The organism is Azonexus caeni (genome assembly GCF_048146105.1).
In the GTDB taxonomy this organism is placed as follows: domain Bacteria; phylum Pseudomonadota; class Gammaproteobacteria; order Burkholderiales; family Rhodocyclaceae; genus Azonexus; species Azonexus aromaticus_B.
Window position 1 is genome coordinate 33,466 of sequence record NZ_JBKJAD010000015.1, and the last position, 21,369, is coordinate 54,834.

A 21,369-nucleotide genomic window follows, 5' to 3' on the forward strand; every position below is an offset into this window, starting at 1 on the left:
TTTTGTCGTTGCGCGTCAGGACCGATCAGCAAGGGCCTGTTTGCCAGACAACTCTCCGGAGCAAAGCCGTTTGAGCACCGAGCGCGCCGTTGCTGCGGCGAACACCTGTCTGAATGACAGGATCAGTACGGTCAGGGAGGGGGCGAAGGCTTTCTTTTCGACCTGGAAGGTCGACAGCATTTATGACTTCGAGCCGTTCAGCGTTGGCTATTTCACCAATATTCCGCTGGCCGAAGGGTACGTCCTCAAACTGCCCGACGGGCTGTCGCACCATCTCACCACCATCGGCGTGGCGAGTGATTTTTCTTATACCGCGAGCTGGACTGAAAGGTGGACAGGATGAGGCCAGGCAAGGGGGGCTTGTTTGTCGCACTGCTTTGCGGCCTGCTGGCTGCCTGCGATGGCGGAAATGACTGCGGCGTCGCCGATGTCGTCCAGGAGGTTCGCCAGGTCGAGGTCGGAGCGGTTCGCTACCACCTCTATCTCAGGACCAGTGGGGTCAGCGACAAGACGCGTTTCCTGGTGCTTTATGACCGCCAGCCCGCGTTTGATCGCTGTGGCGTGGCCAACCGCGAACCGGTCGGCGAAGCCGTGCTCGACGACGGGCAGGGAAGGCCGGTCCGCGTCGTGCTGGCCGCCGGGCAGCTTGACGTGCAATACGCTGGCGGCGGCGATCGCGGCGTGCCGCCTGATATCGCGCTCGAGATCAGCGCCGCGCCGTAACGCGGCGGTAGCCGGCCTAGCCGGCAAGCGCCGCGCTGAGTGCGGCGATCATCCAGGCGTGGTCGAGGACGCCGGCGCTTTCGCGGACGCTGTGCATCGCCCACATCGGCGCGCCGACGTCGACGCTGGGGATGCCGAGGCGGGCGGCGACGATCGGGCCGATCGTGCTGCCGCAGCCGAGATCGCTGCGGTGGGCGTATTGCTGACAGGGGACGCCAGCGCGCTCGCAGATGGTGAGGAAGCGGGCGGCGCTGGCGGCGTCGGTGGCGTAGCGCTGGTTGGCGTTGCGCTTGATCACCGGGCCGCCGTTGACCAGCACGCGGTGGCAGGGTTCGTAGGCGGCGGGAAAGTTCGGATGCCAGCCGTGCGCCATGTCGGCGCTGATGAAGTAGCTGGCGGCGAGCATCCGCCGCTGGTCCTCGCCGTCCAGCCCGCAGGCGGCAGCGAGCCGCTGCAGGACGTCGCCGACGAAGGAGCCGCCGGCGCCGACGGCGCTTTCCGAGCCGACTTCCTCGTGGTCGAAGAGGGCGACCAGGCCGCTCGCCGCGTCGTCTTCCTGCGCCAGCAGCGCGCTCAGCGCGGCGTGGCAGGAGGCCAGGTTGTCGAGCTGGCCGTTGGCGACGAATTCCCGGTCGGCGCCCCAGAAACTGCCCTTTTGCGTATCGCAGGCGACCAGGTCCCAGGTCAGCAACTGCCCCGGATCGACGCCCAGGGCGTCGGCCAGCGGCCGGCGGAACTGGGCGTCGGCACCGTCGTCGCTGCTGCCGAGGAGGAGCGGCAGTTCGGTCTGCTTGTTGAACTTGAGGCCGTTCTCGTTGGCCTCGCGGTTCATGTGGATGGCCAGGTTGGGCAGGCGCAGCAGCGGCCGGTCGATGTGCAGCAGGCGGCTGACGATGCTGTCCCCGGCGCGCACCATGACCCGGCCGGCGAGGCCGAGGTCGCGGTCGGCGAAGGTGGCGAGCAGCGGCCCGCCATAGACTTCGACGCCGATCCGCACCAGGCCGGCGGCGTCTTCCGCCGGGCGCGGCTTGACGCGCAGGCCCGGCGAATCGGTGTGGGCACCGATCAACGTCAGGCCGGCTTCGGCCAGCGGCCGCTCGCCGAGGCGGAAGGCGATCAGCGACGAGTCGCCGCGCGTCACGTAGTAGCGCCCACCGCTGCTCAGCGTCCACCGTGCGCTTTCGTCGAGCTGCTGGTAGCCGGCGGCCTGCAGGCGCTGCACGCTGCTGGCGACGGCGTGCCACGGGCTGGGGCTGGCGTCGATGAAATCGAGCAGGTCCTGCGCCTGGCGGCGGACTTCGGCGGAAATCGCGGTCATGAGTGGGATCTTCCCTGGGTGCAGGCGTCGACGATGACGTCGCCGACTGCCGGGTGGTAGAGCATGGCGAGATGGCCGACCGGCGGCAGGTCGGCGTTGTGGGCGCCGGGCAGTTGCTGGTTGTCCTGCGGCATCACGTAGTTGTCGGCTGGGTTGCGCAGGGCGATCGTCGGCACGCCGGTCTTCTCGCCCTGCATGTCGCGCAGCCACAGCGAATCGGGCTCCATCTCGCGGGCGTTCTGGCCGATGCCGTAGCGGGCCAGTTCGCTGCCGGCGTTCGGCGTTGCCAGGGTGATCAGCGCCTGCACCTTGTCAGTGCCGTGGCGGGCGAGGTAGGAGCGGCAGACCAGGCCGCCCATGCTGTGGCCGACCAGGGTCAGGCGGCGGGCGCCGCTTTCCCGGCAGACGGTTTCAATGCGCTCGCGCAGTTGCGGCACCATGCGGCCGAGACTGATGAAGGGCGGAAACAGGCTGACGCTGGCGACGGTGCAGCCGGCCGCTTCGAGGCGCCGGCGGAGCAACCAGAAGACGCCGCGGCTGCAGCCGTAGCCATGCACCAGCAGGACCACCCGACCGCCGCGGTCGAGGCGGTCGGCCGGCATCCACAGGGCTTCCAGCGGGATGACCAGGAGGAAGGTGAACAGGTAGGCGGCGTAGTCCTGTAGCATCAGCCACAGACGCCGGCCGACGTTGCGCGGGTAGCCGGGGCTGGCGTAACGGGCGGCGAGCCGCCAGGTGCCGAGGTTGAGCAGGGCGCGGCTGACGAGCAGCACGGCGAACGCGGCGAGCAGCGCGTGGCGTGCCGGCAGGTCGAACAGGGCGCCGGCCAGGAAGTGGTAGGTGGCGAGTTCGGCGCCCAGCCAGAGCAGGACGGAGATGGGTTGCATGCCCGGGCTCAGGTGGCTTCGGCCGTCGGCTTGGGCAGCCACAGGCAGGCGCCCTTCGATTCCTTGTCGATCGCGGCTAGCACGCGCTGGTGCTCGGCCAGCTCGGCGTCACTCGCCCGCCGGACGCGCAGCGGCTTGCGCTGGCGCGCCTTGCCGTCGGCGCCGAGCAGCGCCGGCGGCGCTTCGTCGGGCTCGATCATCAGCGAGTTCTGGCCGCGCGTCATCGCCAGATAGACCTCGGCCAGCAGTTCGGTGTCGAGCAGCGCGCCGTGCAGGGTGCGGCTGGAGTTGTCGATCTCGTAGCGTTCGCACAAGGCGTCGAGACTGTTGCGCTTGCCCGGATGCAGTTCCTTGGCTTCGCGCAGGGTATCGATGACGCCGCGGCAGACGGTCTCCACCGGCACCCGGCCGAGGCGGTCGAGTTCGGCGTTGAGGAAGCCGAGGTCGAAGGGCGCGTTGTGGATGACCAGTTGGGCGCCGTTGATGAATTCCAGGAACTCGTCGACGATGTCGGCGAATTTCGGCTTGTCGGCGAGGAATTCGAGCGTGATGCCGTGCACCGCCTGGGCGCCGGCGTCGATCTCGCGTTCCGGATTCATGTACTTGTGCAGGTGGCGGCCGGTGAGCCGGCGATTGACCAGTTCGATGCAGGCGACTTCGATGATGCGGTGGCCGTCGCGCGGGTTGAGGCCGGTGGTTTCGGTATCGAGGACGATCTGTCTCATGCCGTTTCCTTCAGTTCGTCGATGCCGCGGTTGGCCAGCGCATCGGCGCGTTCGTTCTCGGGGTGGCCGGCGTGGCCCTTGACCCAGATCCATTCGAGCTGGTGGCGGCGCGCCTGTTCGTCGAGCTGCTGCCAGAGATCGGCATTCTTCACCGGCTTCTTGTCGGCGGTCTTCCAGCCGTTGCGCTTCCAGCCGTGGATCCACTCGCGGATGCCCTTCAGCACGTATTGCGAGTCGCTATGCACGCGCGCCTTGACCGGCCGCTTCATGGCGTCGAGGGCGCGGATCACCGCCAGCAGCTCCATGCGGTTGTTGGTGGTGGCCGCTTCGCCGCCCCACATTTCCTTTTCGTGGGCGCCGGCGCGCAGGATGGCGCCCCAGCCGCCGGGGCCGGGATTGCCGCGGCAGGCGCCGTCGGTGTAGATGTCGACGATCTCAGTCGCCATGGCTTTCCTTTTGTGCGATCGGGCGCAGCGCCTTGCTGCGCAGGCTCTTCTTGCGCCAGTTGGGGGTGATCAGGCGCATGCCATGCACGCGCTTGACGGCGCGCAGCATATAGACTGCGCCGGAATATTTCCACCAGCGGCGCCCGGCCAGTTCGGCGAAGCGCCAGCGCTGCAGCCATTTCTGCTGTTCGCAGGGCGGCGCGTAGCAGCCGTAGCTGCCGCGATCGACGTCGAAGCCGAGCAGCTTCAGCCAGTCCTTGAGGCGGGTCGGCGACAGGTAGTTGCCGTCCCAGGGGAAGCCGCACTGGTGGCGCAGGCGCCGTTTGACGCCCCACAACGAGAGCGGGTTGAAGCCGGTGACGATCAACTGGCCCTCGGGGATCAGGATGCGCTCGACCTCGCGCAGGATTTCGTGCGGATCGGCGGCGAATTCGAGGATGTGCGGCAGGACGACGAGGTCGATGCTCTGGTTGGCGATCGGCAGCGCCGCCGGCGAGCAGCGCACCGCCACCGGGTCGCCGGCGCCGATCTTCAGGCGTTGCGCCATGCGGTTGGCGCGCAGCAGATCGCATTGCGGCAGGCCGATCTGCAGCGCGTTGAAACCGAAAATGTCGGACACCGCCTTGTCGATCTGCGCCACCTCCCAGTCGAGCACGTAACTGCCTTGCGGCGAGGCGAGCCAGGCGGCAAGTTCGGGATTTGACATCCGCGCGGACTGGTTCGATAGTTCCGGCATGTTCGAAGAAATATCGCTCATTCCTGCCTTCAAGGACAATTACATCTGGCTGCTCCGGCGCGACCGGCAGGCCTTCGTCGTCGATCCCGGCGATGCCGCACCGGTGCGCGCCCGCCTGGCGGCGGAAGGCTTGCGGCTGGCCGGCATCCTGATCACCCACCACCACGCCGACCACCAGGGCGGCGTCGCGGCGCTGCTCGCGGAACACGACTGCCCGGTCTATGCGCCGGCCGAAGAGTCTATCACAGGCCGTACCCATTCCCTGCGCGGTGGCGAGCGTCTCGACGTGCTCGGCGTGCCGGTCGAGGTGCTGGCCGTTCCCGGCCACACGCTGGGCCATCTCGCCTACCTCGCGGCGGACGCCTTGTTCTGCGGCGACACCCTGTTCGGTGCCGGTTGCGGCCGCCTGTTCGAAGGCACGCCGGCGCAGATGCAGGCCGCGCTGGCGCGCATCGCCGCCTTGCCGGAGACGACGCGGATCTACTGCGCCCACGAATACACGCTGATGAATCTGCCTTTTGCCGCTGCCGTCGAGCCCGGCAACCCGGCAATCAGCGAGCGTACGCGTCGGGCGGCGGAACTGCGTCAGGCCGGACAGGCGACGGTGCCGCTGACGCTGGCCGAGGAAAAGTCGACCAATCCCTTCCTGCGTTGGGCGCAGCCGGCGGTGATCGCCGCGGCGCTCGCCCACGGTGCGGCGGATGACTCGCCGGCCGCCGTCTTCGGCGCGCTGCGCGCCTGGCGCAACACCTTCTGACCGCGTCAGGCCGCCGGTTGTCGCTGGCGGATGCGGCTGGCGGCCTTCTTCATCGCGTCGAGGACGCGCGCGGCGTTGAACGGTTTGACGATGAAGCCGGTGGCGCCGTGGTGGATCGCCTCCTGGACGGTTTCCGGATCGGCGCTGCCGGTGATGACGATGAACTCGGTGTCCGGGTAGGCGTTCCGGATTTCCGCCATGGCGACCAGGCCGTTCTTTTCCGGCATCAGCACGTCCATGCAGACGATGGCGGGGCGCAGGCGCTCGGCCGCCTCGACGGCCTGCACGCCGTTGCGGGCTTCGCCGACGATCTCGTATTCGTCGCCGCGCAGCATGCTGCGCAGGATGGTGCGCATCATGTCGTTGTCGTCGACGATGAGGACGGACAGCGCGTTCTTGTTCATGGCGGGCGGATCAGAAGCAGTACTTCATGAAATAACTGAGGGCGGACAGGCTGATGAAAAGGGCGAGGAACCCCCAGAAGAAGGCCCATTTCGTCGCCGCTGCAGCATCCTGGTGGCGTCCGCGCTGGCGCATCTCGAATAAGCGCTGCACTTCGCCCAGGGTCAGCAGGGCGCTGAAAATGAAGAAGATCATGCCGGTGAACATGGCGATGATCGTCGCGTTGTTCAGCGTTGGACAATAGCCGGTGGTCAGGTGGGCGAAGGTCAGCACGGCGTCGGTCTTCATCGCGTACATGCCGACCAGGAAGGCGAGCAGCGCGAAACCGGCGATCAGCAGCGTGGTCGCCCACACCTGCCAGCGACGCAGTTCCGCCAGAACTTCACGTATTTCCTCAAGCAGGCGCTTCATGGCCGTGTTCCATCGTTGCGCATCGTTGCGCTGTGCTAGATTTGGCGAAATTGAATTGGCCGAAGATTAACATGACCGCAGCCCGCTCGTCCGCCCTCAACAAGCTTGCCCGATGGCGCACCCGTTTCGATACGCCGCCCAACCGGCGGCGCGGCAAATGGCTGGTGGGCGGCCTGCTGGCATTCGTGTTGTTCGGCTTCTTCGCCGCGCCGCCGCTGCTCAAGAGCCTGCTGCTCGATAAATTGGGCGAGGCGCTGCACCGCGAAGTCAGCATAGCGCGCATCGACGTCAATCCGCTGGCCTTGTCGGCGACCGTCGCCGGGCTTGCCGTGCGCACGGCGGAGGGGCGCGAGGTGGCTGGTTTCGACGAGTTGTACGTCAACCTGTCGGCCAGTTCGCTGCTCAAGTTTGCTGTCGTCGTCGATGAAATCCGCCTTGTCGGCCCGCGTCTGGCCGTGGTCCGTCTCGACGAGGGGCGTTACGACGTGTCCGACCTGCTCGATGAATGGCTGAAGCCGGACGACGAGCCGGACAGCGGGGTGCCGCGCTTTTCGCTGAACAACATCCAGCTCAGCGGCGGCAAGCTGGTGTTCGACGACCGGCCGCGCGGCCGTGTCCACACCGCGGAAGAGATCAATCTCGGTTTGCCGTTCGTTTCCAGTCTGCCGTACCAGGCGGAAATCCTGGTCCAGCCGATGTTCTCCGCCCGTCTCGACGGTTCGGAACTGCGTCTCGACGGCCAGGCGACGCCCTTCGCCGACGGCCGCGAGAGCGAGCTGAACCTGCAGCTTAACGGCTTCGACCTGGCGCAATTGCAGCCCTATCTGCCGGCCGGCGTGCCGCTGCGGATCGGCGCCGCCAGGCTGCATTCGCAGTTGCGCCTGGTGTTCCGGGAACTGACCGACGGCGCCAATTCGCTGACCCTGACCGGTCAGGCGCGCCTCGACGGGCTGGCGCTGAGCGACGATGGTGGCCGGCCGCTGGTCGGCTGGAAATCGCTGCTTGTCGATCTCGAGCAGTTCGATCCGTTCAAGCGTAATCTGGCGCTGCGCAAGGTTACGCTGGACGGCGCCGAACTCGATCTGGCGGTCGACGGGCGCGGCGAACTCAACCTGCTAACCATCGCCCAGCGGCTCGCCAGGCCGGCTGCGCTGACCGTCACGCCCGCAGCGCCGGTAGCACCGTTCGCGTGGTCGCTGGCAGCTTTCGAGTTGAACGATGCGCGCGTCCGCTGGCGCGACGCCTCCGGGCCACAGCCGGTGAGCGGCGAGATCGGCGCGCTGAATGCCCGGCTCGGTGCCGTCGATCATCGTCTAGCGGCACCGCTGGAGATTGCCGAGGCGGGTTGGCAGATGGATTTCGGCACGCCGCTGAAAGTCGGCAGCGTCGGCCTCAAGGCGCTGCGCGTCGACCTGGCGGCGCAGCGTGTCGAGATCGGCGAACTGGCGCTCAGCGGCGCGCGCATCGCCGCTGGCCTGGCCGCCGACGGCAGCTTCGTCTGGCTGACGCCACCGGTGCTGCGCGGCGTCGCTCAGGGCGGCAAGGCGCCGGCGCCGCGGCCGTGGCTGGCGCAGGTGGCGAAGCTCAAGGTGGACGACCTCGGCCTGCGTTTCGAGGATCAGTCGGTGCAGCCGGCGGCGGTGCAGGAGATCAGCGGCTTGAGCCTGCAGGGCGAGCGCCTGGGCAACCTGCCGAACGAGAAGGGCCGCCTGACCTTGCAGGCGACGGTCAATGGCGAAGGCAAGCTGGCGGTGGGCGGTGAGGTCCAGGCGGTGCCGCTGGCGGCCAAGCTGCAGATCGACAGCAGCGGCATCCCGGTGCAGGGCCTGCAGGCCTATTCCGGCCGCTACCTCAACATCCGCCTGCAGCGTGGCCAATTCTCGAACCAGGGTGAGGCCGTCGTCCGCGTCGACGGCGGCCGGCTGAAGGCGGCCTACAAGGGTTCGGCGACGATCGGCAACCTGCTGGCGGTGGACCCGGACAACAAGGCCGATTTCCTGAAGTGGAAATCGCTGCATTTCGGCGGCGTCGATTTCCGCCTCGATCCGCTGGCGATCGACGTGCGCGAGATCGCGCTGGCCGATTTCTACTCGCGCCTGATCCTCAACAAGGACGGCCGCCTCAACCTCGCCGACATCGTCCGCCGCAACGAAGCGGCGCCGGTCGCCGCCGCCGACGCAGCGGCAGCGCCGGTGAATCCGCCGCCGGTTGCGGCAGCTACGACACCGGCAGCCCCGCCGGTGCCGATCCGCATCGCCAAGGTGACGCTGAACAACGGCACGGTCAATTTCTCCGACTACTTCGTCAAGCCCAACTACACGGTCAACGTCGGCAAGCTGAACGGCCGGGTCAGCGGCCTGTCGTCGGCCGCGGGCACGCTCGCCGACATGGAGCTGCGCGGCACCTACGCCGGTTCGGCGCCGGTGCTGATCAGCGCCCGCCTCAATCCGCTGGCGGCGCAGTCCTTCCTCGACCTCAAGGGCGAGGTGAAGGGCGTCGACATGACCGGCTTCTCGCCTTACTCCGGCAAGTACGCCGGCTACCTGATCGACAAGGGCAAGCTGTCGCTGAACGTTGCCTACAAACTGGAGAACCGCCAGTTGAGCGCCGACAACCGCCTGTTCATCGATCAATTCACCTTCGGTGAGCGGGTCGATAGCCCGGACGCCACCAAGCTCCCGGTCAACCTGGCGCTGGCGCTGCTGCGCAACAACCGCGGCGAGATCGACATCAACCTGCCGATTTCCGGTTCGCTCGACGATCCGCAGTTCTCGGTCGGCGGGCTGGTGATCAAGGTCATCGTCAACCTTTTCGTCAAGGCGGTGACCTCGCCGTTCGCGCTGATCGGCTCGCTGTTCGGCGGCGGCGAGGAACTGTCCACGCTGGCCTTCGCCCCGGGGCGCACGCAGTTCGACGCGGCGGCGCAGAAGAAGCTGGAGACGCTGGCCCGCGCCCTCACCGAGCGTGCCGCGCTGAAGCTGGAAATCGCCGGCTACGCCGATCCGGAGATCGACAGCGAGGGCGTCCGGCGCGTCGCCATCGAGCGGGCGATGCAACGCGAGAAATTCGCCGACCTGCAGAAGAAGGGCGGCGACGCCGAATCGGCCGACGCCGTGCGCATCGCGCCGGAGGAATACAAGACCTACCTGGTCCGGGTGTACAAGGCCGGCAAGTTCCCGAAGCCGCGCAACTTCATCGGCCTGCAGAAGGATCTGCCGGTCGAGGAAATGGAAAAGCTGCTGCTTGCCAACCTGCCGGCCGGCGACGAAGAACTGCGTCTGCTCGCCCGGCAGCGCGCCGAGAACGTCCAGACCTGGCTGATCGAGCAGGGCAAGGTGGCGGCCGAGCGCATCTTCCTGGTGCCCGGCAAGGCGAAGGCCGAGGCGCCGGCGGCCGCTGGCGGGCGTGTCGAATTCGCGCTGAGGTAGGACGATGAGCGAGGCGATGACGCTGGCCCTGCTGCTCGGGCTGATGACGGTGATCCTGCTGCAGGTCGCGCTGCTCTGGCGCGGCAGCCGGCCGGGCGAGGAGGCGGCCGCCTTGCGCACCTTGCAGGACGGCCTCGACAAGGGGCTCGCCCGGCTCGAGCGCGAACTGCGTGAGGAGCTGGCGCGCAGCCGCCGCGAGGACGCCGAGGAGGCTTTCCGCGACCGCGAGGAACGCGCCCAGTCGGCCAACCTGCTCGGCCAGGCGGTGAGCACCCAGATGGGCCAGCTCGGCACATTGCAGGCGGAGCGCCTGGAAGCCTTCGCCCGCGAACTGAGCCGTTTCTCGCTCGGCCTCGACGAACGTTTCGAACGCCTGAAGAGCGGTGTCGAAAGCCGGCTGAGCGCGATGCAGGCGGACAACGCCGGCAAGCTCGAGGAAATGCGCCGCACCGTCGACGAGAAGCTGCACGCGACGCTCGAACAGCGCCTCGGCGAATCGTTCAAGCTGGTCAGCGAGCGCCTCGAACAGGTGCATCGCGGCCTCGGCGAAATGCAGAATCTGGCCGCCGGCGTCGGCGACCTCAAGCGTGTGCTGACCAACGTCAAGACCCGCGGCACCTGGGGCGAGGTACAACTGGCGGCACTCCTCGAACAACTGCTCACCGCCAGCCAGTACGCGGTCAACGTCGCCGTCCGTCCGGGCAGCGCCGAGCGCGTCGATTTCGCCATCCGCCTGCCCGGGCGCGACGACGGCGCGACGGTCTGGCTGCCGATCGACGCCAAGTTCCCGGTCGAGGACTACCAGCGCCTGCTCGACGCCCAGGAGCCGGCGGCGATCGAGGAAGCGGCGAAGGCGATCGAGATGCGGCTGAAGAACGAGGCGAAGAGCATCCGCGACAAGTACGTGGCGCCGCCGCACACCACCGACTTCGCGCTGCTCTACCTGCCGGTCGAGGGACTGTACGCCGAGGCGCTGCGCCGGCCCGGGCTGGCCGAGACATTGCAGCGCGAGTACCGGGTCAGCCTGGCCGGGCCGACGACGCTGGCGGCGCTGCTCAACAGCCTGCAGATGGGCTTCCGGACGCTCGCCATCGAGCAGCGCTCGGCCGAAGTGTGGGCGGTGCTCGGCGCGGTCAAGAGCGAATTCGGCAAGTTCGGCGAGGCGCTCGCCCATACCCGCAAGAAGCTGGAAGAGGCGAGCAACAGCATCGTCCGCGCCGAGACGCGGACGCGTCAGCTGACAAGAAAACTCAAGGACGTCGAGGCCTTGCCGGCCGGCGACGCGCAACAACTGATCGGGGGAGATGAGGATGGCGAAGACGCCTGAACTGGAAGCGGCGTATCGGGCAACGACGTACCGGGTGTTCCTGCCCGAGGGAGTGTTCGAACTGCGCGTTGACCAGCCATCGCCGTCACTGGCCGAGTGGCTGGCGGCGGCGCGGGCGCCCGGCTTTGCGGTGATCACCGCGTTCAACCCGGGTGGGCGGCGGTTTCCCGACGACGACAACCTCGGCCGCCAGTCGGCGCTCGAGTGCGACCTGCTGGAAGGCAACTACGAGCCCTATTCGGCCGAGAACCGGCCGGATGATGCGGCGGCACCGGTCGAGGAGAGCTGCTTCGTCCCCGACATCACGCGCGAGGACGCGCTGGCACTGGCCGACGATTACGAACAGAATGCGATCCTCTGGGGAGGCGTGGACGGGATTCCCCGTCTGGCATGGACGGAAGAACTCGAATAATGACGAGCAGGATCGGCCGCTTCGAAATTCGCGGCGAACTGGGGCGGGGCGCGCAGAGTGTGGTGTACCGGGGCTTCGACCCGCAGTTGCAGCGCGAGGTGGCGATCAAGACCCTGCATTTCAGCAATCCCGATCCGGAGCAGAACCGGGTCCTGCTCGACGAGGCGCGCCTGGTCAGCAAGCTGCGTCACGCCAACATCGTGCCGATCTTCGACGCCGGCGAGGAAGGCGGCGACATCTACCTGGTGTTCGAGCTGGTGCCCGGCCAGAGCCTGGCCGATTTCCTGCGCACTGCTGGCGTTCTCTCGCCGGTCAAGGCAGTCAGCCTGCTGCGCCCGGTGCTCGACGCGATCGCCCAGGCGCACGCCAACGGCATCATCCACCGCGACCTCAAGCCGTCGAACATCCTGCTCGACGAGAACGGCATGCCGCGGGTCATGGATTTCGGCATCTCGGTCCGCATCAGCGGCGAGAGCGAGCGCCTCGACAAGCTGTCGGGAACCCCCGCCTACATGGCGCCGGAGTACATCCTGAAGCGCGAGGTCGGCGAACGCTCCGACATCTTCGCCGCCGGCCTGATCCTCTACGAGATGCTGGCCGGCCGCCGCGCCGTCCAGGGCAGCAGCCTGCAGGAGATGTTTCGCCGCATCGTCAGCGAGGATATCCGCCTGCCGGAGCAGGTGCAGGTCGACGAGCGCCTGGCCGGCATTCTCTACAAGGCGCTGGCGCGCGATCCGGCGCTGCGCTATCGCAACGTCGGCCAGTTCGCCGAGGCGCTTGACGCCTTCATCGAACCGGAAGCGACGCTGCCCGCCGACGCCAGCGGTCAGGCGACGATCGATTTCCTGCTCCGCCGCATGCGCCACAAGAGCGATTTCCCGGCGCTCTCGGAATCGGTCGGCGCGATCAACCGCATCGCCAACAGCGAGACGGAAAGCGTCAGCCGGCTGTCGAACACCATCCTCAAGGACTTCGCGCTGACCAACAAGCTGCTGCGCCTGGTCAATTCGGCCTATTTCCGGCCGGCCGGCGGCGGCAACATCAGCACCGTGTCGCGGGCGGTGGTCGTGCTCGGTTTCGAGACGGTGCGCAACATCGCCATCTCGGTACTGCTCTTCGAGCATCTGCAGAACAAGGGCAACGTCGGCCAGCTCAAGGAGGAATTCCTGCGCGCCAACCTGGCCGGCATCCTCGCTCGCGATCTCGGCGCCGCGGCGCAGATGCGCGATCTCGAACAAGTCTTCATCTGCGCGCTGTTCCACGGCCTGGGGCGGCTGCTGGCGCAATACCACTTTCCCGACGAAGCCGCCGAAATCCGTCGTGTCATGGCGCAGAAAGGTGTGCGCGAGGAGGTGGCGGCACAGCAGGTGCTCGGCATTTCGCTCGAGGAACTGGGGGTGGCGATCGCCCGCCAGTGGGGCTTCCCGCCGCTGATCGTCGGTGCCATGCGGCGCCTGCCGGCGGGCCGGGCACGCAAGCCGGGCTCGCCGGAAGAGCGGCTGCGGACGCTGTCCGGCATGGCCAACGAGTTGTGCGAAGTGATTGCCGTGGCAACGCCGGAAAGCCGCGATCAGGAATTCCGCAAGGTCGTCACCCGTTTCAGCGAGGCGATCCCGCTTGACGATGGGCAGGTGATGCAGACGCTGCGGCGGGCGGTCGAGGAGGTCGGCGAACTGGCCCGGATCGTCCATCTGGGGGTGCAGAACACGACGTTCGGCCGGCAGATGCGGCATTTCGCCAAGCTCGCGCAGAATCCGGGCGAAGCGACGGGCGCCGGCCAGACGGAGGATTCGCTCGGCAGTATTGCCCTCGGCGACGATGTCGTGCCGGGTGCCGTCGGTGACGCTGCCGCGGTCGTTGGCGTCGATGCGCAGGCAGTGCTGACCGCCGGCATCCAGGACATCAGCAACACACTGGTCGACGGTTTCAAGCTCAACGACATCCTGCGCATCATCCTGGAAACCATGTACCGGGCGATGGGCTTCAAGCGCGTCATCCTGTGCGTGCGCGATCCGCGCAGCAACACCATGCAGGGGCGTTTCGGCTTCGGCCCGGAGGCCAGCGAACTGGCGCGCGGTTTTCGCTTTCCGCTCAGCTTCACGCCGGACATCTTCCACGCCGCGACTTCGAAAGGCGTCGATATCCTGATCCGCGACATCGACGATCCGAAGATCGCCCAGCGCGTTCCCGCCTGGTACCGCAGCCTGCTGCCGGCGCGTTCCTTCGTCGTCTTTCCGCTCAACCTGAAGGGCAACCCGGTGGCGCTGATCTACGCCGATTGCGACGAGGCGGACGGCATCCACATCCCGGAAAAGGAATTGTCGCTGCTGCGCACCCTGCGCAATCAGGCGGTGCTGGCGATCAAGCAGGGCGGATAGCAAAAGCCCGCCGGGAGGCGGGCTGTCGGACGATTCAGGGGCGCTTCACCAGAGTTGCCACCAGGCGGTCTTGCGTTCTATCCCCTCGGTGTAGAAACGGCTGTTCGGGAAATTCTGCTTCAGCACCCGTTCGGCGTCGTCGCGCAATTCCTTCATTTCCAGCTTTTCGTAAGCAAGGACGAGGATGTACAGCGCTTCCTCGATCGCCGGCGCGCGCGGGTAGGTTTCGACGGCGACCTGCGCCCGGTTGGCGGCGGCAATGTAGGCGCCGCGCTTGATGTAATAGCGGGCGACGTGAACTTCCAGCGAGGCCAGTGCATTGACCAGGTAGTTCATGCGCTTGATCGAGTCCGGCGCGTATTTGCTGTCCGGGAAGCGGGTGACCAGTTCCTTGAACGACTCGAAGGCTTCGCGCGCCGCCTTGGGGTCGCGTTCGGTCAGGTCCTGGTTGCTGATGTGGCCGATCAGGCCGAGATCCTCGTTGAAATTGACGAGGCCCTTCAGGTACATCGCGTAATCGACGGCGGGATGGTTCGGGTGCATCTTGATGAAGCGGTCGGCGGCGGCGAGCGCCGATCCCGGTTCGTTCGATTTCCAGTAGACGTAGGCCAGTTCCAGTTGCGCCTGCTGGGCGTAGCGGCCGTAGGGGTAGCGGGCTTCGAGTTTTTCCAGCATCTTGACCGCGATCTCCCACGATCCTTCGGTCTGCGCCTCGCGGGCCGCGGTGTAGAGGCGATTGGCGGACCAGCCAGCGGTTTCGTCTTGTTCGGCCGGCAGCGAACTGCAGCCGGCAAGTACGGCAGCGGCAAGGAGTGCGAGCAGCCAGCGAAGGCTGGCGGCGAAAGTCGGGAATGCAGGTAAACTGCGCATCATGAATGATCCTCTTGAAAACTCGGGCGATTATAGCCCAAGCGAGCCGCTCAAAATGACGGTTCCCGATGTCATGGGCGGTCGCCGGCTCGACCAGGCGCTCGCCGAAATGCTTCCCCAATATTCCCGCAACCGCCTGCAATCCTGGATTCGGGAGGGCTGCGTCACGCTCGACGGCGAGCCGGTCGGCGAACCGAAGCGCAAGCTGGTGGGCGGCGAACAGTTGCTGCTCGAACTGCCCGACGACGAATTCCTCGGTGCCGAGCAGGCGGAAGACATTCCGCTCGCCATCGTCTACGAGGACGAGGCGCTGCTGGTGATCAACAAGCCAGCCGGGCTGGTCGTCCATCCCGGCAGCGGCAACCGCAACGGCACCCTGATGAACGCGCTGCTGCACCACGTGCCGGGCATCGGCGAGGTGCCGCGGGCCGGTATCGTGCATCGCCTGGACAAGGAAACCAGCGGCCTGCTGGTCGTCGCCAAGACACTGGAAGCGCAGACCGACCTGGTGCGGCAGTTGCAGGCGCGCACCGTCAAGCGCCAGTACCTGGCGGTCGCCGCCGGCGTAATCCGGCGCGACGGCGGTGTCGATACGCCGATCGGCCGTCACCCGGTGCATCGCATCAAGATGGCGGTGGTGCCGGAGAGCCGCGGCGGCAAGCCGGCGCTGACCTGGTACCGGGGGCTGGAAATCTATGCTCACAGCACGCTGATTGAATGTTCGCTGGAAACCGGCCGCACCCACCAGATTCGCGTGCATATGGCGTCGATCGGTCACCCGCTGCTCGGCGACCCGGTCTATGGCAAGCGCGATCCGCGGCTGCCGGCTTTCCATCGCCAGGCCTTGCACGCAACCCGGCTCGGTCTGCTGCATCCGGTGAGCGGCCGGCAGATGCAGTGGGAGGTGCCGCTGCCGGAAGACATGCGCGAACTGGTCGATCTCCTGCGCCATGCTTGATTTCCTCGTTCCCGATTGGCCAGCCCCCGCCAACGTTCAGGCGCGGCAGACGCAGCGCGGCGGCGGCGTCAGCCCGGCGCCGTGGGCCAGCCTCAACCTCGGCGATCACGTCGGTGACGATCCGGCGCGGGTCGCCGCCAACCGTGCACGGTTGCTCGCCGAACTGCCGGCGCCGCCGCTCTGGCTGCGCCAGGTGCATGGCACGGTCGTCGTCGATGCGGCGACATCCGCCGCCGACAGCGAGGCCGATGCCAGCTTTTCCCGCGTTGCCGGCGTCGTCTGCGCGGCGATGACCGCCGACTGTCTGCCGGTCCTTTTCTGCGACCGGGCCGGCAGCGTCGTCGCCGCCGCCCATGCCGGCTGGCGCGGGCTGCTCGCCGGCGTGCTCGAGCAGACGCTGGCGGCAATGGCGGTGGCGCCCGGCGAAGTGCTCGCCTGGCTGGGGCCAGCGATCGGTCCGGAGTCTTTTGAAGTCGGCGCCGAGGTCCGTGCCGCCTTCGTCGCCCGCGATCCGGCCAGCGCCGCCGCTTTCCGCGCGCACGGCGATGGCAAGTGGCTGGCCGACCTCTATGCGCTGGCCCGGCAGCGTCTAGCGGCGGCCGGCGTCGCCGGGGTCTTCGGCGGTGGCGCCTGCACCTTCGCCGACGGCGAGCGCTACTTCTCCTTCCGTCGCGACGGCGTTACCGGGCGCATGGCCAGCCTGATCTGGCTGGCTTGACGCAGCCAGCCGTTGCTGTTCGTGGAAGGCGCGCCGCTCGCGGCGCACCCGGCTGCCGGCGAAATAGAGGATCAGTCCGCAGGGCAGGGCGCCGCAGAACAGGAAAGAAATGATCCCGGCAACGAGGCTGGCCTCGCTGGCGGCGACCAGGACGGTGACATAGAGCCACCCGATAACGATGATCATGGCTAGGGACATCCGCCGATTCTAAATCGAAAGCGGCCGCCCGGCAGCCGGCAATCACGCTGCTGCTGAAGCGCCGATTTATGCATTGACAGTGCCGGGACGGGTATGGAGAATCCAGAAGCTGAAGCCCACGACAACCAACGAGAAACGGCATTCCATGGCGCAAGGATCGGACAACAACCAGGCATTCCTGGCTTCTGCCATGCAGTTCCTGCAGGCCGGACAAGGCTACGCGCAGCAATTCATGGAACAGTTCAGCAAGCAGGCCGGCATCGCCGACCAAGCCCCGGCGCTTGACCCGCAGGCGCTGACGGCGTTGCAGAAGGAGTTCATGGATCGCCAGATGTCCTTGTGGCAATCCGTGCTCGCCAAGCAGCAGGGCCAGGCGCCCACCTTCGAGGTCCGTCCGGAACCAGGAGACCGCCGTTTCGCAGCGCCGGAATGGCACGAAAGCCCGATCTACGATTACCTGCACCAGGCCTACCTGCTCAACGTCCAGTACCTCAAGGAAATGGTCGAGAAGTTGCCGGCCGACGACGCCAAGGCGCGCGACAAGATGCGCTTCATCGCCCGCCAGATGGCGGATGCGCTGGCACCGACCAACTTCGCCGCGACCAACCCCGAATTCATCAAGCTGGCGCTGGAAACCAAGGGTCAGAGCATCACCGACGGCATCAACAACCTGATCCGCGACTTCGAGAAGGGGCGCATCTCGATGACCGACGAATCGGTCTTCGAAGTCGGCCGCAACATTGCCACGACCGAAGGCGCCGTCGTCTTCGAGAACGAGGTGATGCAACTGATCCAGTACGCGCCGCTTACTGCCAAGGTTGCCAGCCGGCCGCTGCTGGTGGTGCCGCCGTGCATCAACAAGTTCTACATCATGGACCTGCAGCCGGACAATTCGCTGATCCGCTACATGGTCGACCAGGGCAACACCGTCTTCCTCGTCTCCTGGCGCAACCCGAGCGAAGCGCAGGGTCACTTGGGCTGGGACGACTACCTCGAACAGGGGCCGATCCAGGCACTGAGCGTGGTGCGCGAACTGACCAAGGTCAAGCAGGTCAATGCCCTCGGTTTCTGCGTCGGCGGCACCATCCTGACCTCGGCGCTGGCCGTGCTGAAGGCGCGCGGCGACGACTGCGTCGCTTCGCTGACCCTGCTCACCACCTTGCTCGACTTTTCCGACACCGGCGAGATCGGCCTCTTCATCGACGAACAGGCGCTGACCACGCGCGAGGCGACGATCGGCCAGGGCGGTCTGCTGCCGGCGCGCGACCTGCAGAACACTTTCTCCTTCCTGCGTGCCAACGACCTGGTCTGGAACTACGTCCAGAACAACTACCTCAAGGGCCAGAAGCCGCAAGCCTTCGACCTGCTCTACTGGAACTCGGATTCGACCAACCTGCCGGGGCCGTTCGCCTGCTGGTACATGCGCCACATGTACCTCGACAACAGCCTGCGCGAACCCGGCAAGCTCGCCATGTGCGGGGTCAAGGTCGATCTCGGCCAACTGGCGATGCCGGTCTACCTGCTGGCAACGCGCGAGGACCACATCGTGCCCTGGCAGTCCGCCTACCAGAGCACCCGCATTCTCGGCGGCCAGTGCCGCTTCGTTCTCGGTGCCTCCGGGCACATCGCCGGGGTGATCAACCCGGCGAGCAAGAACAAGCGCAGCTACTGGATCAACGACGACGTCACGACCGACGCCGCGACCTGGCTGGCCGCAGCGGCGGAAATGAAGGGTAGCTGGTGGACCGACTGGTCGACCTGGCTGCAGCAGCACTCCGGAGCACAGCGCGCCGCGCGCAAGATCGGCAATACCAAGTACAAAGCCATCGAGCCGGCACCGGGCCGTTACGTCAAGGAACGTGCGGTCTGATTCCAATAAACCCACAGAGGAGCGGAAAATGTTGCGAGTTGCACTGATTACCGGCGGTATGGGGGGCCTCGGCGAAGCCATCTGCATCAAGATGGCGGGGCTGGGCTACAAGGTGGTGACCACCCATTCGCCCGGCAATGCCAAGGTCGACGAGTGGCTGAAGAACATGAACAACATGGGCTACGGCTTCAAGGCCTATCCCTGCGATGTCACCGACTTCGAATCGGCGAAGGCCTGCGTCGAAACGGTGACCCGCGAAGTCGGGCCGATCGACGTCCTGGTTAACAACGCCGGCATCACCCGCGACATGACCTTCAAGAAGATGACCAAGGCCGATTGGGATGCCGTCATCCGCACCAACCTCGATTCCGTCTTCAACATGACCAAGCAGGTCATGGAAGGCATGATCGAACGCAAGTGGGGACGCGTCATCAATGTCGCCTCGGTCAATGGCCAGAAGGGTGCCTTCGGCCAGACCAACTATTCGGCCGCCAAGGCCGGCATGCACGGTTTCACCAAGGCGCTGGCGCTCGAAGTCGCCCGCCAGGGTGTCACGGTAAATACCATCTCGCCCGGTTATATTGGCACCAAGATGGTCACCGCGATCCCGCAGGACATTCTCAATTCGAAGATACTGCCGCAGATTCCGGTCAGCCGCCTGGGCAAGCCCGAAGAAATCGCCGGCCTCGTCGCCTACCTCGCTTCCGATGAAGCGGCGTTCGTGACCGGGGCCAACATCTCCATTAATGGCGGTCAGCACATGTACTGACCGGCGTTTTTCAACCCCGCTTCAACAAAAAAGGAAGGAAACATCATGACGCAACGTGTCGCTCTCGTTACCGGTGCCATGGGTGGTCTCGGTACCGCCATCTGTCAACAACTGGCCAAGGCCGGTCACAAGGTGGTCGCCGCCTACCATCCCCAATTCGACAACAAGGACGCCTGGCTGGCCGAGATGTCCGCTGCCGGTTTCAACGATTTCGTCTGCGTCGCCGGTGACGTTTCCGTCCTCGAAGACTGCCAGAAGATGGTTGCCGAAGCCGAAGCCGCCTGCGGCCAGGTCGACATCCTGATCAACAATGCCGGCATCACCCGTGACCGCATGTTCGCCAAGCTGGAAAAGGATGGCTGGGATGCCGTCATCTCGACCAACCTGACCTCGCTGTTCAACATGACCAAGCAGGTTTCCGCCAAGATGGCCGAACGTGGCTGGGGCCGCATCATCAACATCTCGTCGGTCAACGGCGTCAAGGGCCAGGCTGGCCAGACCAACTACTCGGCCGCCAAGGCCGGCGTCATCGGCTTCACCAAGGCGCTGGCCGCCGAACTGGCTGCCAAGGGCGTCACCGTCAACGCGATCGCCCCGGGCTACGTGGCGACCAAGATGGTCATGGCGATCAAGCCGGAAGTGCTGGAAACCATCGTCGCCTCGGTGCCGATGAAGCGCCTGGCCAAGCCGGAAGAAATCGGCTTCGCCTGTGCCTACCTGTCCGACGAACTGTCCGGCTTCACCACCGGCGCGACGATCAACGTCAACGGCGGCCTCTACTACCAGTAAGAAGCCCGCGCAGGAAGCGAAAAGGGCGCCTTGGGGCGCTCTTTTTTTCCGTTATAATGCTGCGCTGCACATAAATTTTCTCTTGAGGCTCCAGCATGTCCGAACCGGTTCGCCTGATCAAGAAATACCCCAATCGCCGCCTCTACGATACCAAGACAAGCGCATACATCACACTGGGGGACGTCAAGGAACTGGTGCTCAAGTTCGAACCGTTCAAGGTGCTCGATGCCAAGTCCGGCGAGGACCTGACCCGCAGCATCCTGCTGCAGATCATCCTGGAAGAGGAAACCGGCGGCGTACCGCTGTTCTCCTGCGAACTGCTCTCCGGCTTCATCCGTTTCTACGGCAGCACCTCGCAGAGCATGCTCGGCAAGTTCCTCGAGAACAACATGAAGACCTTCGTCGATTTCCAGCAGAAGGTGCAGGAGCAGTCCCGCTCGCTGTACGGCGGCTCGGACACGGCGAGCGTGCAGGCCGATTTCTGGAACCAGTTCCTGACCTTCCAGCAGCCGGCGATGCAGAACATGATGACGGCCTACATGGACCAGTCGAAGAAAATGTTCCAGTCGATGCAGGACCAGTTGCAGTCGCAGACGCGGACGATGTTCGGCGGTCTGGGAACGCCGGACGTGCCGGAAAAGAAATAGCCGGGAAGGTTTTCCCGGCGCCAGAAAAAAAACGGCCGCATTCGCGGCCGTTCTGCTGTCGGGGCTGGCTGACGCTCAGGAACGCGGCCCGCGGTCGTCGCGCTTGCCCGGTCCGCGCTGCTTCATGTCGGCGAGCTGCTTCTGCTGTTCCGGCGTCAGCAGGCCCATGATCTGCCGCTCGGTCTGCAGGCGCGCCATCTCCATGTCGGCGCGCTGGCCGGCGATGCGGTCGACCAACTGCTTGGCCTTGGCTTCGCTGAAGTCGGGGGCGGCCTTGAGGGCGCGCAGCTCGTCTTCCGACTTGCGCAGCGACTTCATCTGCTCGCGCATCTTCGGCGCCTGGGCGTGCATGATCTCGAAGATCTTGTCGTCCTGGGCTTCGCTCAGGTTGAGCCGGTGCAGGCCGCGCATCGCCATCATGCCGCCGCCGTGCATCATCGCTCCCTGTTTCATCGACGCGCCGCGCATGCCGTCGCGGGCATCGCAGCCGCCTTTGCCGCCCTGGAAGGCCATTGCGCTCAACGGAACGGCGAGGGCAAGGGCACTGGCGGCGAGGAAGCGTTTGCTGGTGATGTCGAAAAGGTTCTTCATGATGTTCTC

General features: G+C 66.2%; 22 protein-coding genes. 13 read left to right on the plus strand and 9 right to left on the minus strand.

Features of this window, described 5'->3' with window-relative positions; translation table 11 throughout:
* Nucleotides 1-70: 70 nt before the first annotated feature.
* A complete protein-coding gene (locus ACLIIZ_RS14095) occupies nucleotides 71-343 on the plus strand; it encodes a hypothetical protein (protein WP_416693130.1) in 273 nt (90 codons plus the stop codon).
* Nucleotides 344-360: 17 nt separating this feature from the next.
* Nucleotides 361-723 (plus strand): hypothetical protein, encoded by a 363-nt coding sequence (locus ACLIIZ_RS14100; protein ID WP_416693133.1) that lies wholly within the window; start codon nucleotides 361-363, stop codon nucleotides 721-723.
* A gap of 16 nt (nucleotides 724-739) precedes the next feature.
* Here the strand turns inward: ACLIIZ_RS14100 and ACLIIZ_RS14105 are convergent, their stop codons facing one another.
* Genes ACLIIZ_RS14105 through ACLIIZ_RS14125 form a run of 5 tightly spaced genes read right to left on the minus strand, consistent with a single transcriptional unit; the run spans nucleotide 740 to nucleotide 4,805 of the window.
* Nucleotides 740-2,041, minus strand: coding sequence for a M18 family aminopeptidase (locus ACLIIZ_RS14105; RefSeq protein WP_416693135.1), 1,302 nt, complete (start codon nucleotides 2,039-2,041; stop codon nucleotides 740-742).
* Nucleotides 2,038-2,928, minus strand: coding sequence for an esterase/lipase family protein (locus ACLIIZ_RS14110; RefSeq protein WP_416693137.1), 891 nt, complete (start codon nucleotides 2,926-2,928; stop codon nucleotides 2,038-2,040). The genes ACLIIZ_RS14105 and ACLIIZ_RS14110 overlap by 4 nt, the downstream gene beginning before the upstream one ends.
* Before the next feature lie 8 nt (nucleotides 2,929-2,936).
* On the minus strand, nucleotides 2,937-3,653 hold the full coding sequence (gene dnaQ / locus ACLIIZ_RS14115; RefSeq protein WP_416693139.1) for a DNA polymerase III subunit epsilon: 717 nt from the start codon (nucleotides 3,651-3,653) through the stop codon (nucleotides 2,937-2,939).
* A complete protein-coding gene (gene rnhA, locus ACLIIZ_RS14120) occupies nucleotides 3,650-4,099 on the minus strand; it encodes a ribonuclease HI (protein ID WP_416693141.1) in 450 nt (149 codons plus the stop codon). Before rnhA ends, dnaQ begins: the two co-directional genes overlap by 4 nt.
* On the minus strand, nucleotides 4,089-4,805 hold the full coding sequence (locus ACLIIZ_RS14125; RefSeq protein WP_416693144.1) for a class I SAM-dependent methyltransferase: 717 nt from the start codon (nucleotides 4,803-4,805) through the stop codon (nucleotides 4,089-4,091). The genes rnhA and ACLIIZ_RS14125 overlap by 11 nt, the downstream gene beginning before the upstream one ends.
* A 28-nt stretch (nucleotides 4,806-4,833) precedes the next feature.
* On the opposite strand from ACLIIZ_RS14125, the gene gloB reads away from it, so the two are divergent.
* Nucleotides 4,834-5,592, plus strand: coding sequence for a hydroxyacylglutathione hydrolase (gene gloB / locus ACLIIZ_RS14130; protein ID WP_416693148.1), 759 nt, complete (start codon nucleotides 4,834-4,836; stop codon nucleotides 5,590-5,592).
* Nucleotides 5,593-5,597: 5 nt separating this feature from the next.
* Here gloB and ACLIIZ_RS14135 read toward each other — a convergent pair whose 3' ends face one another.
* Together ACLIIZ_RS14135 and ACLIIZ_RS14140 are read right to left on the minus strand one after the other, a co-directional pair.
* On the minus strand, nucleotides 5,598-5,996 hold the full coding sequence (locus tag ACLIIZ_RS14135; protein ID WP_416693150.1) for a response regulator: 399 nt from the start codon (nucleotides 5,994-5,996) through the stop codon (nucleotides 5,598-5,600).
* Between the two features lie 10 nt (nucleotides 5,997-6,006).
* Nucleotides 6,007-6,405: a hypothetical protein gene (locus ACLIIZ_RS14140; protein WP_416693152.1), complete on the minus strand. Its 399-nt coding sequence runs from the start codon at nucleotides 6,403-6,405 to the stop codon at nucleotides 6,007-6,009.
* A 71-nt stretch (nucleotides 6,406-6,476) separates the two neighbouring features.
* Here ACLIIZ_RS14140 and ACLIIZ_RS14145 point away from each other — a divergent pair, with 71 nt between their 5' ends.
* The 4 genes from ACLIIZ_RS14145 to ACLIIZ_RS14160 are packed head-to-tail and all read left to right on the plus strand — an operon-like array spanning nucleotide 6,477 to nucleotide 13,950.
* The gene (locus tag ACLIIZ_RS14145) at nucleotides 6,477-9,833 is read left to right on the plus strand and encodes a DUF748 domain-containing protein (RefSeq protein WP_416693155.1); all 3,357 of its coding nucleotides are present in this window, start codon (nucleotides 6,477-6,479) and stop codon (nucleotides 9,831-9,833) included.
* A gap of 4 nt (nucleotides 9,834-9,837) precedes the next feature.
* Complete coding sequence (locus ACLIIZ_RS14150) at nucleotides 9,838-11,160, plus strand: DNA recombination protein RmuC (protein WP_416693157.1); 1,323 nt, start codon at nucleotides 9,838-9,840, stop codon at nucleotides 11,158-11,160.
* Nucleotides 11,144-11,572 (plus strand): DUF3293 domain-containing protein, encoded by a 429-nt coding sequence (locus ACLIIZ_RS14155; protein ID WP_416693158.1) that lies wholly within the window; start codon nucleotides 11,144-11,146, stop codon nucleotides 11,570-11,572. The genes ACLIIZ_RS14150 and ACLIIZ_RS14155 overlap by 17 nt, the downstream gene beginning before the upstream one ends.
* Nucleotides 11,572-13,950: a protein kinase domain-containing protein gene (locus tag ACLIIZ_RS14160; protein WP_416693160.1), complete on the plus strand. Its 2,379-nt coding sequence runs from the start codon at nucleotides 11,572-11,574 to the stop codon at nucleotides 13,948-13,950. Before ACLIIZ_RS14155 ends, ACLIIZ_RS14160 begins: the two co-directional genes overlap by 1 nt.
* Nucleotides 13,951-13,995: 45 nt before the next feature.
* On the opposite strand, the gene ACLIIZ_RS14165 is transcribed toward ACLIIZ_RS14160, so the two are convergent.
* Nucleotides 13,996-14,823 (minus strand): outer membrane protein assembly factor BamD, encoded by an 828-nt coding sequence (locus tag ACLIIZ_RS14165; protein ID WP_416693163.1) that lies wholly within the window; start codon nucleotides 14,821-14,823, stop codon nucleotides 13,996-13,998.
* Here ACLIIZ_RS14165 and rluD point away from each other — a divergent pair.
* The 6 genes from rluD to phaR all read left to right on the plus strand — a co-directional run bounded on the left by rluD (nucleotide 14,822) and on the right by phaR (nucleotide 20,769).
* Nucleotides 14,822-15,778 (plus strand): 23S rRNA pseudouridine(1911/1915/1917) synthase RluD, encoded by a 957-nt coding sequence (gene rluD, locus ACLIIZ_RS14170; RefSeq protein WP_416693166.1) that lies wholly within the window; start codon nucleotides 14,822-14,824, stop codon nucleotides 15,776-15,778. The two genes, ACLIIZ_RS14165 and rluD, sit on opposite strands and share 2 nt — an antisense overlap.
* Entirely contained in the window at nucleotides 15,771-16,496 is a 726-nt protein-coding gene (gene pgeF / locus ACLIIZ_RS14175; RefSeq protein WP_416693167.1) for a peptidoglycan editing factor PgeF, read from the plus strand. The genes rluD and pgeF overlap by 8 nt, the downstream gene beginning before the upstream one ends.
* A gap of 343 nt (nucleotides 16,497-16,839) precedes the next feature.
* Nucleotides 16,840-18,564, plus strand: a complete 1,725-nt coding sequence (locus tag ACLIIZ_RS14180; protein ID WP_416693169.1) for a PHA/PHB synthase family protein — start codon at nucleotides 16,840-16,842, stop codon at nucleotides 18,562-18,564.
* A 28-nt stretch (nucleotides 18,565-18,592) separates the two neighbouring features.
* Entirely contained in the window at nucleotides 18,593-19,333 is a 741-nt protein-coding gene (gene phbB, locus ACLIIZ_RS14185) for an acetoacetyl-CoA reductase (protein WP_416693172.1), read from the plus strand.
* A 45-nt stretch (nucleotides 19,334-19,378) separates the two neighbouring features.
* Nucleotides 19,379-20,122, plus strand: a complete 744-nt coding sequence (phbB, locus tag ACLIIZ_RS14190; protein WP_416693174.1) for an acetoacetyl-CoA reductase — start codon at nucleotides 19,379-19,381, stop codon at nucleotides 20,120-20,122.
* Between the two features lie 95 nt (nucleotides 20,123-20,217).
* A complete protein-coding gene (gene phaR / locus ACLIIZ_RS14195; protein WP_416693176.1) occupies nucleotides 20,218-20,769 on the plus strand; it encodes a polyhydroxyalkanoate synthesis repressor PhaR in 552 nt (183 codons plus the stop codon).
* A gap of 75 nt (nucleotides 20,770-20,844) precedes the next feature.
* Here the strand turns inward: phaR and ACLIIZ_RS14200 are convergent, their stop codons facing one another.
* Complete coding sequence (locus ACLIIZ_RS14200) at nucleotides 20,845-21,360, minus strand: Spy/CpxP family protein refolding chaperone (protein WP_416693178.1); 516 nt, start codon at nucleotides 21,358-21,360, stop codon at nucleotides 20,845-20,847.
* Between the last annotated feature and the right edge of the window lie 9 nt (nucleotides 21,361-21,369).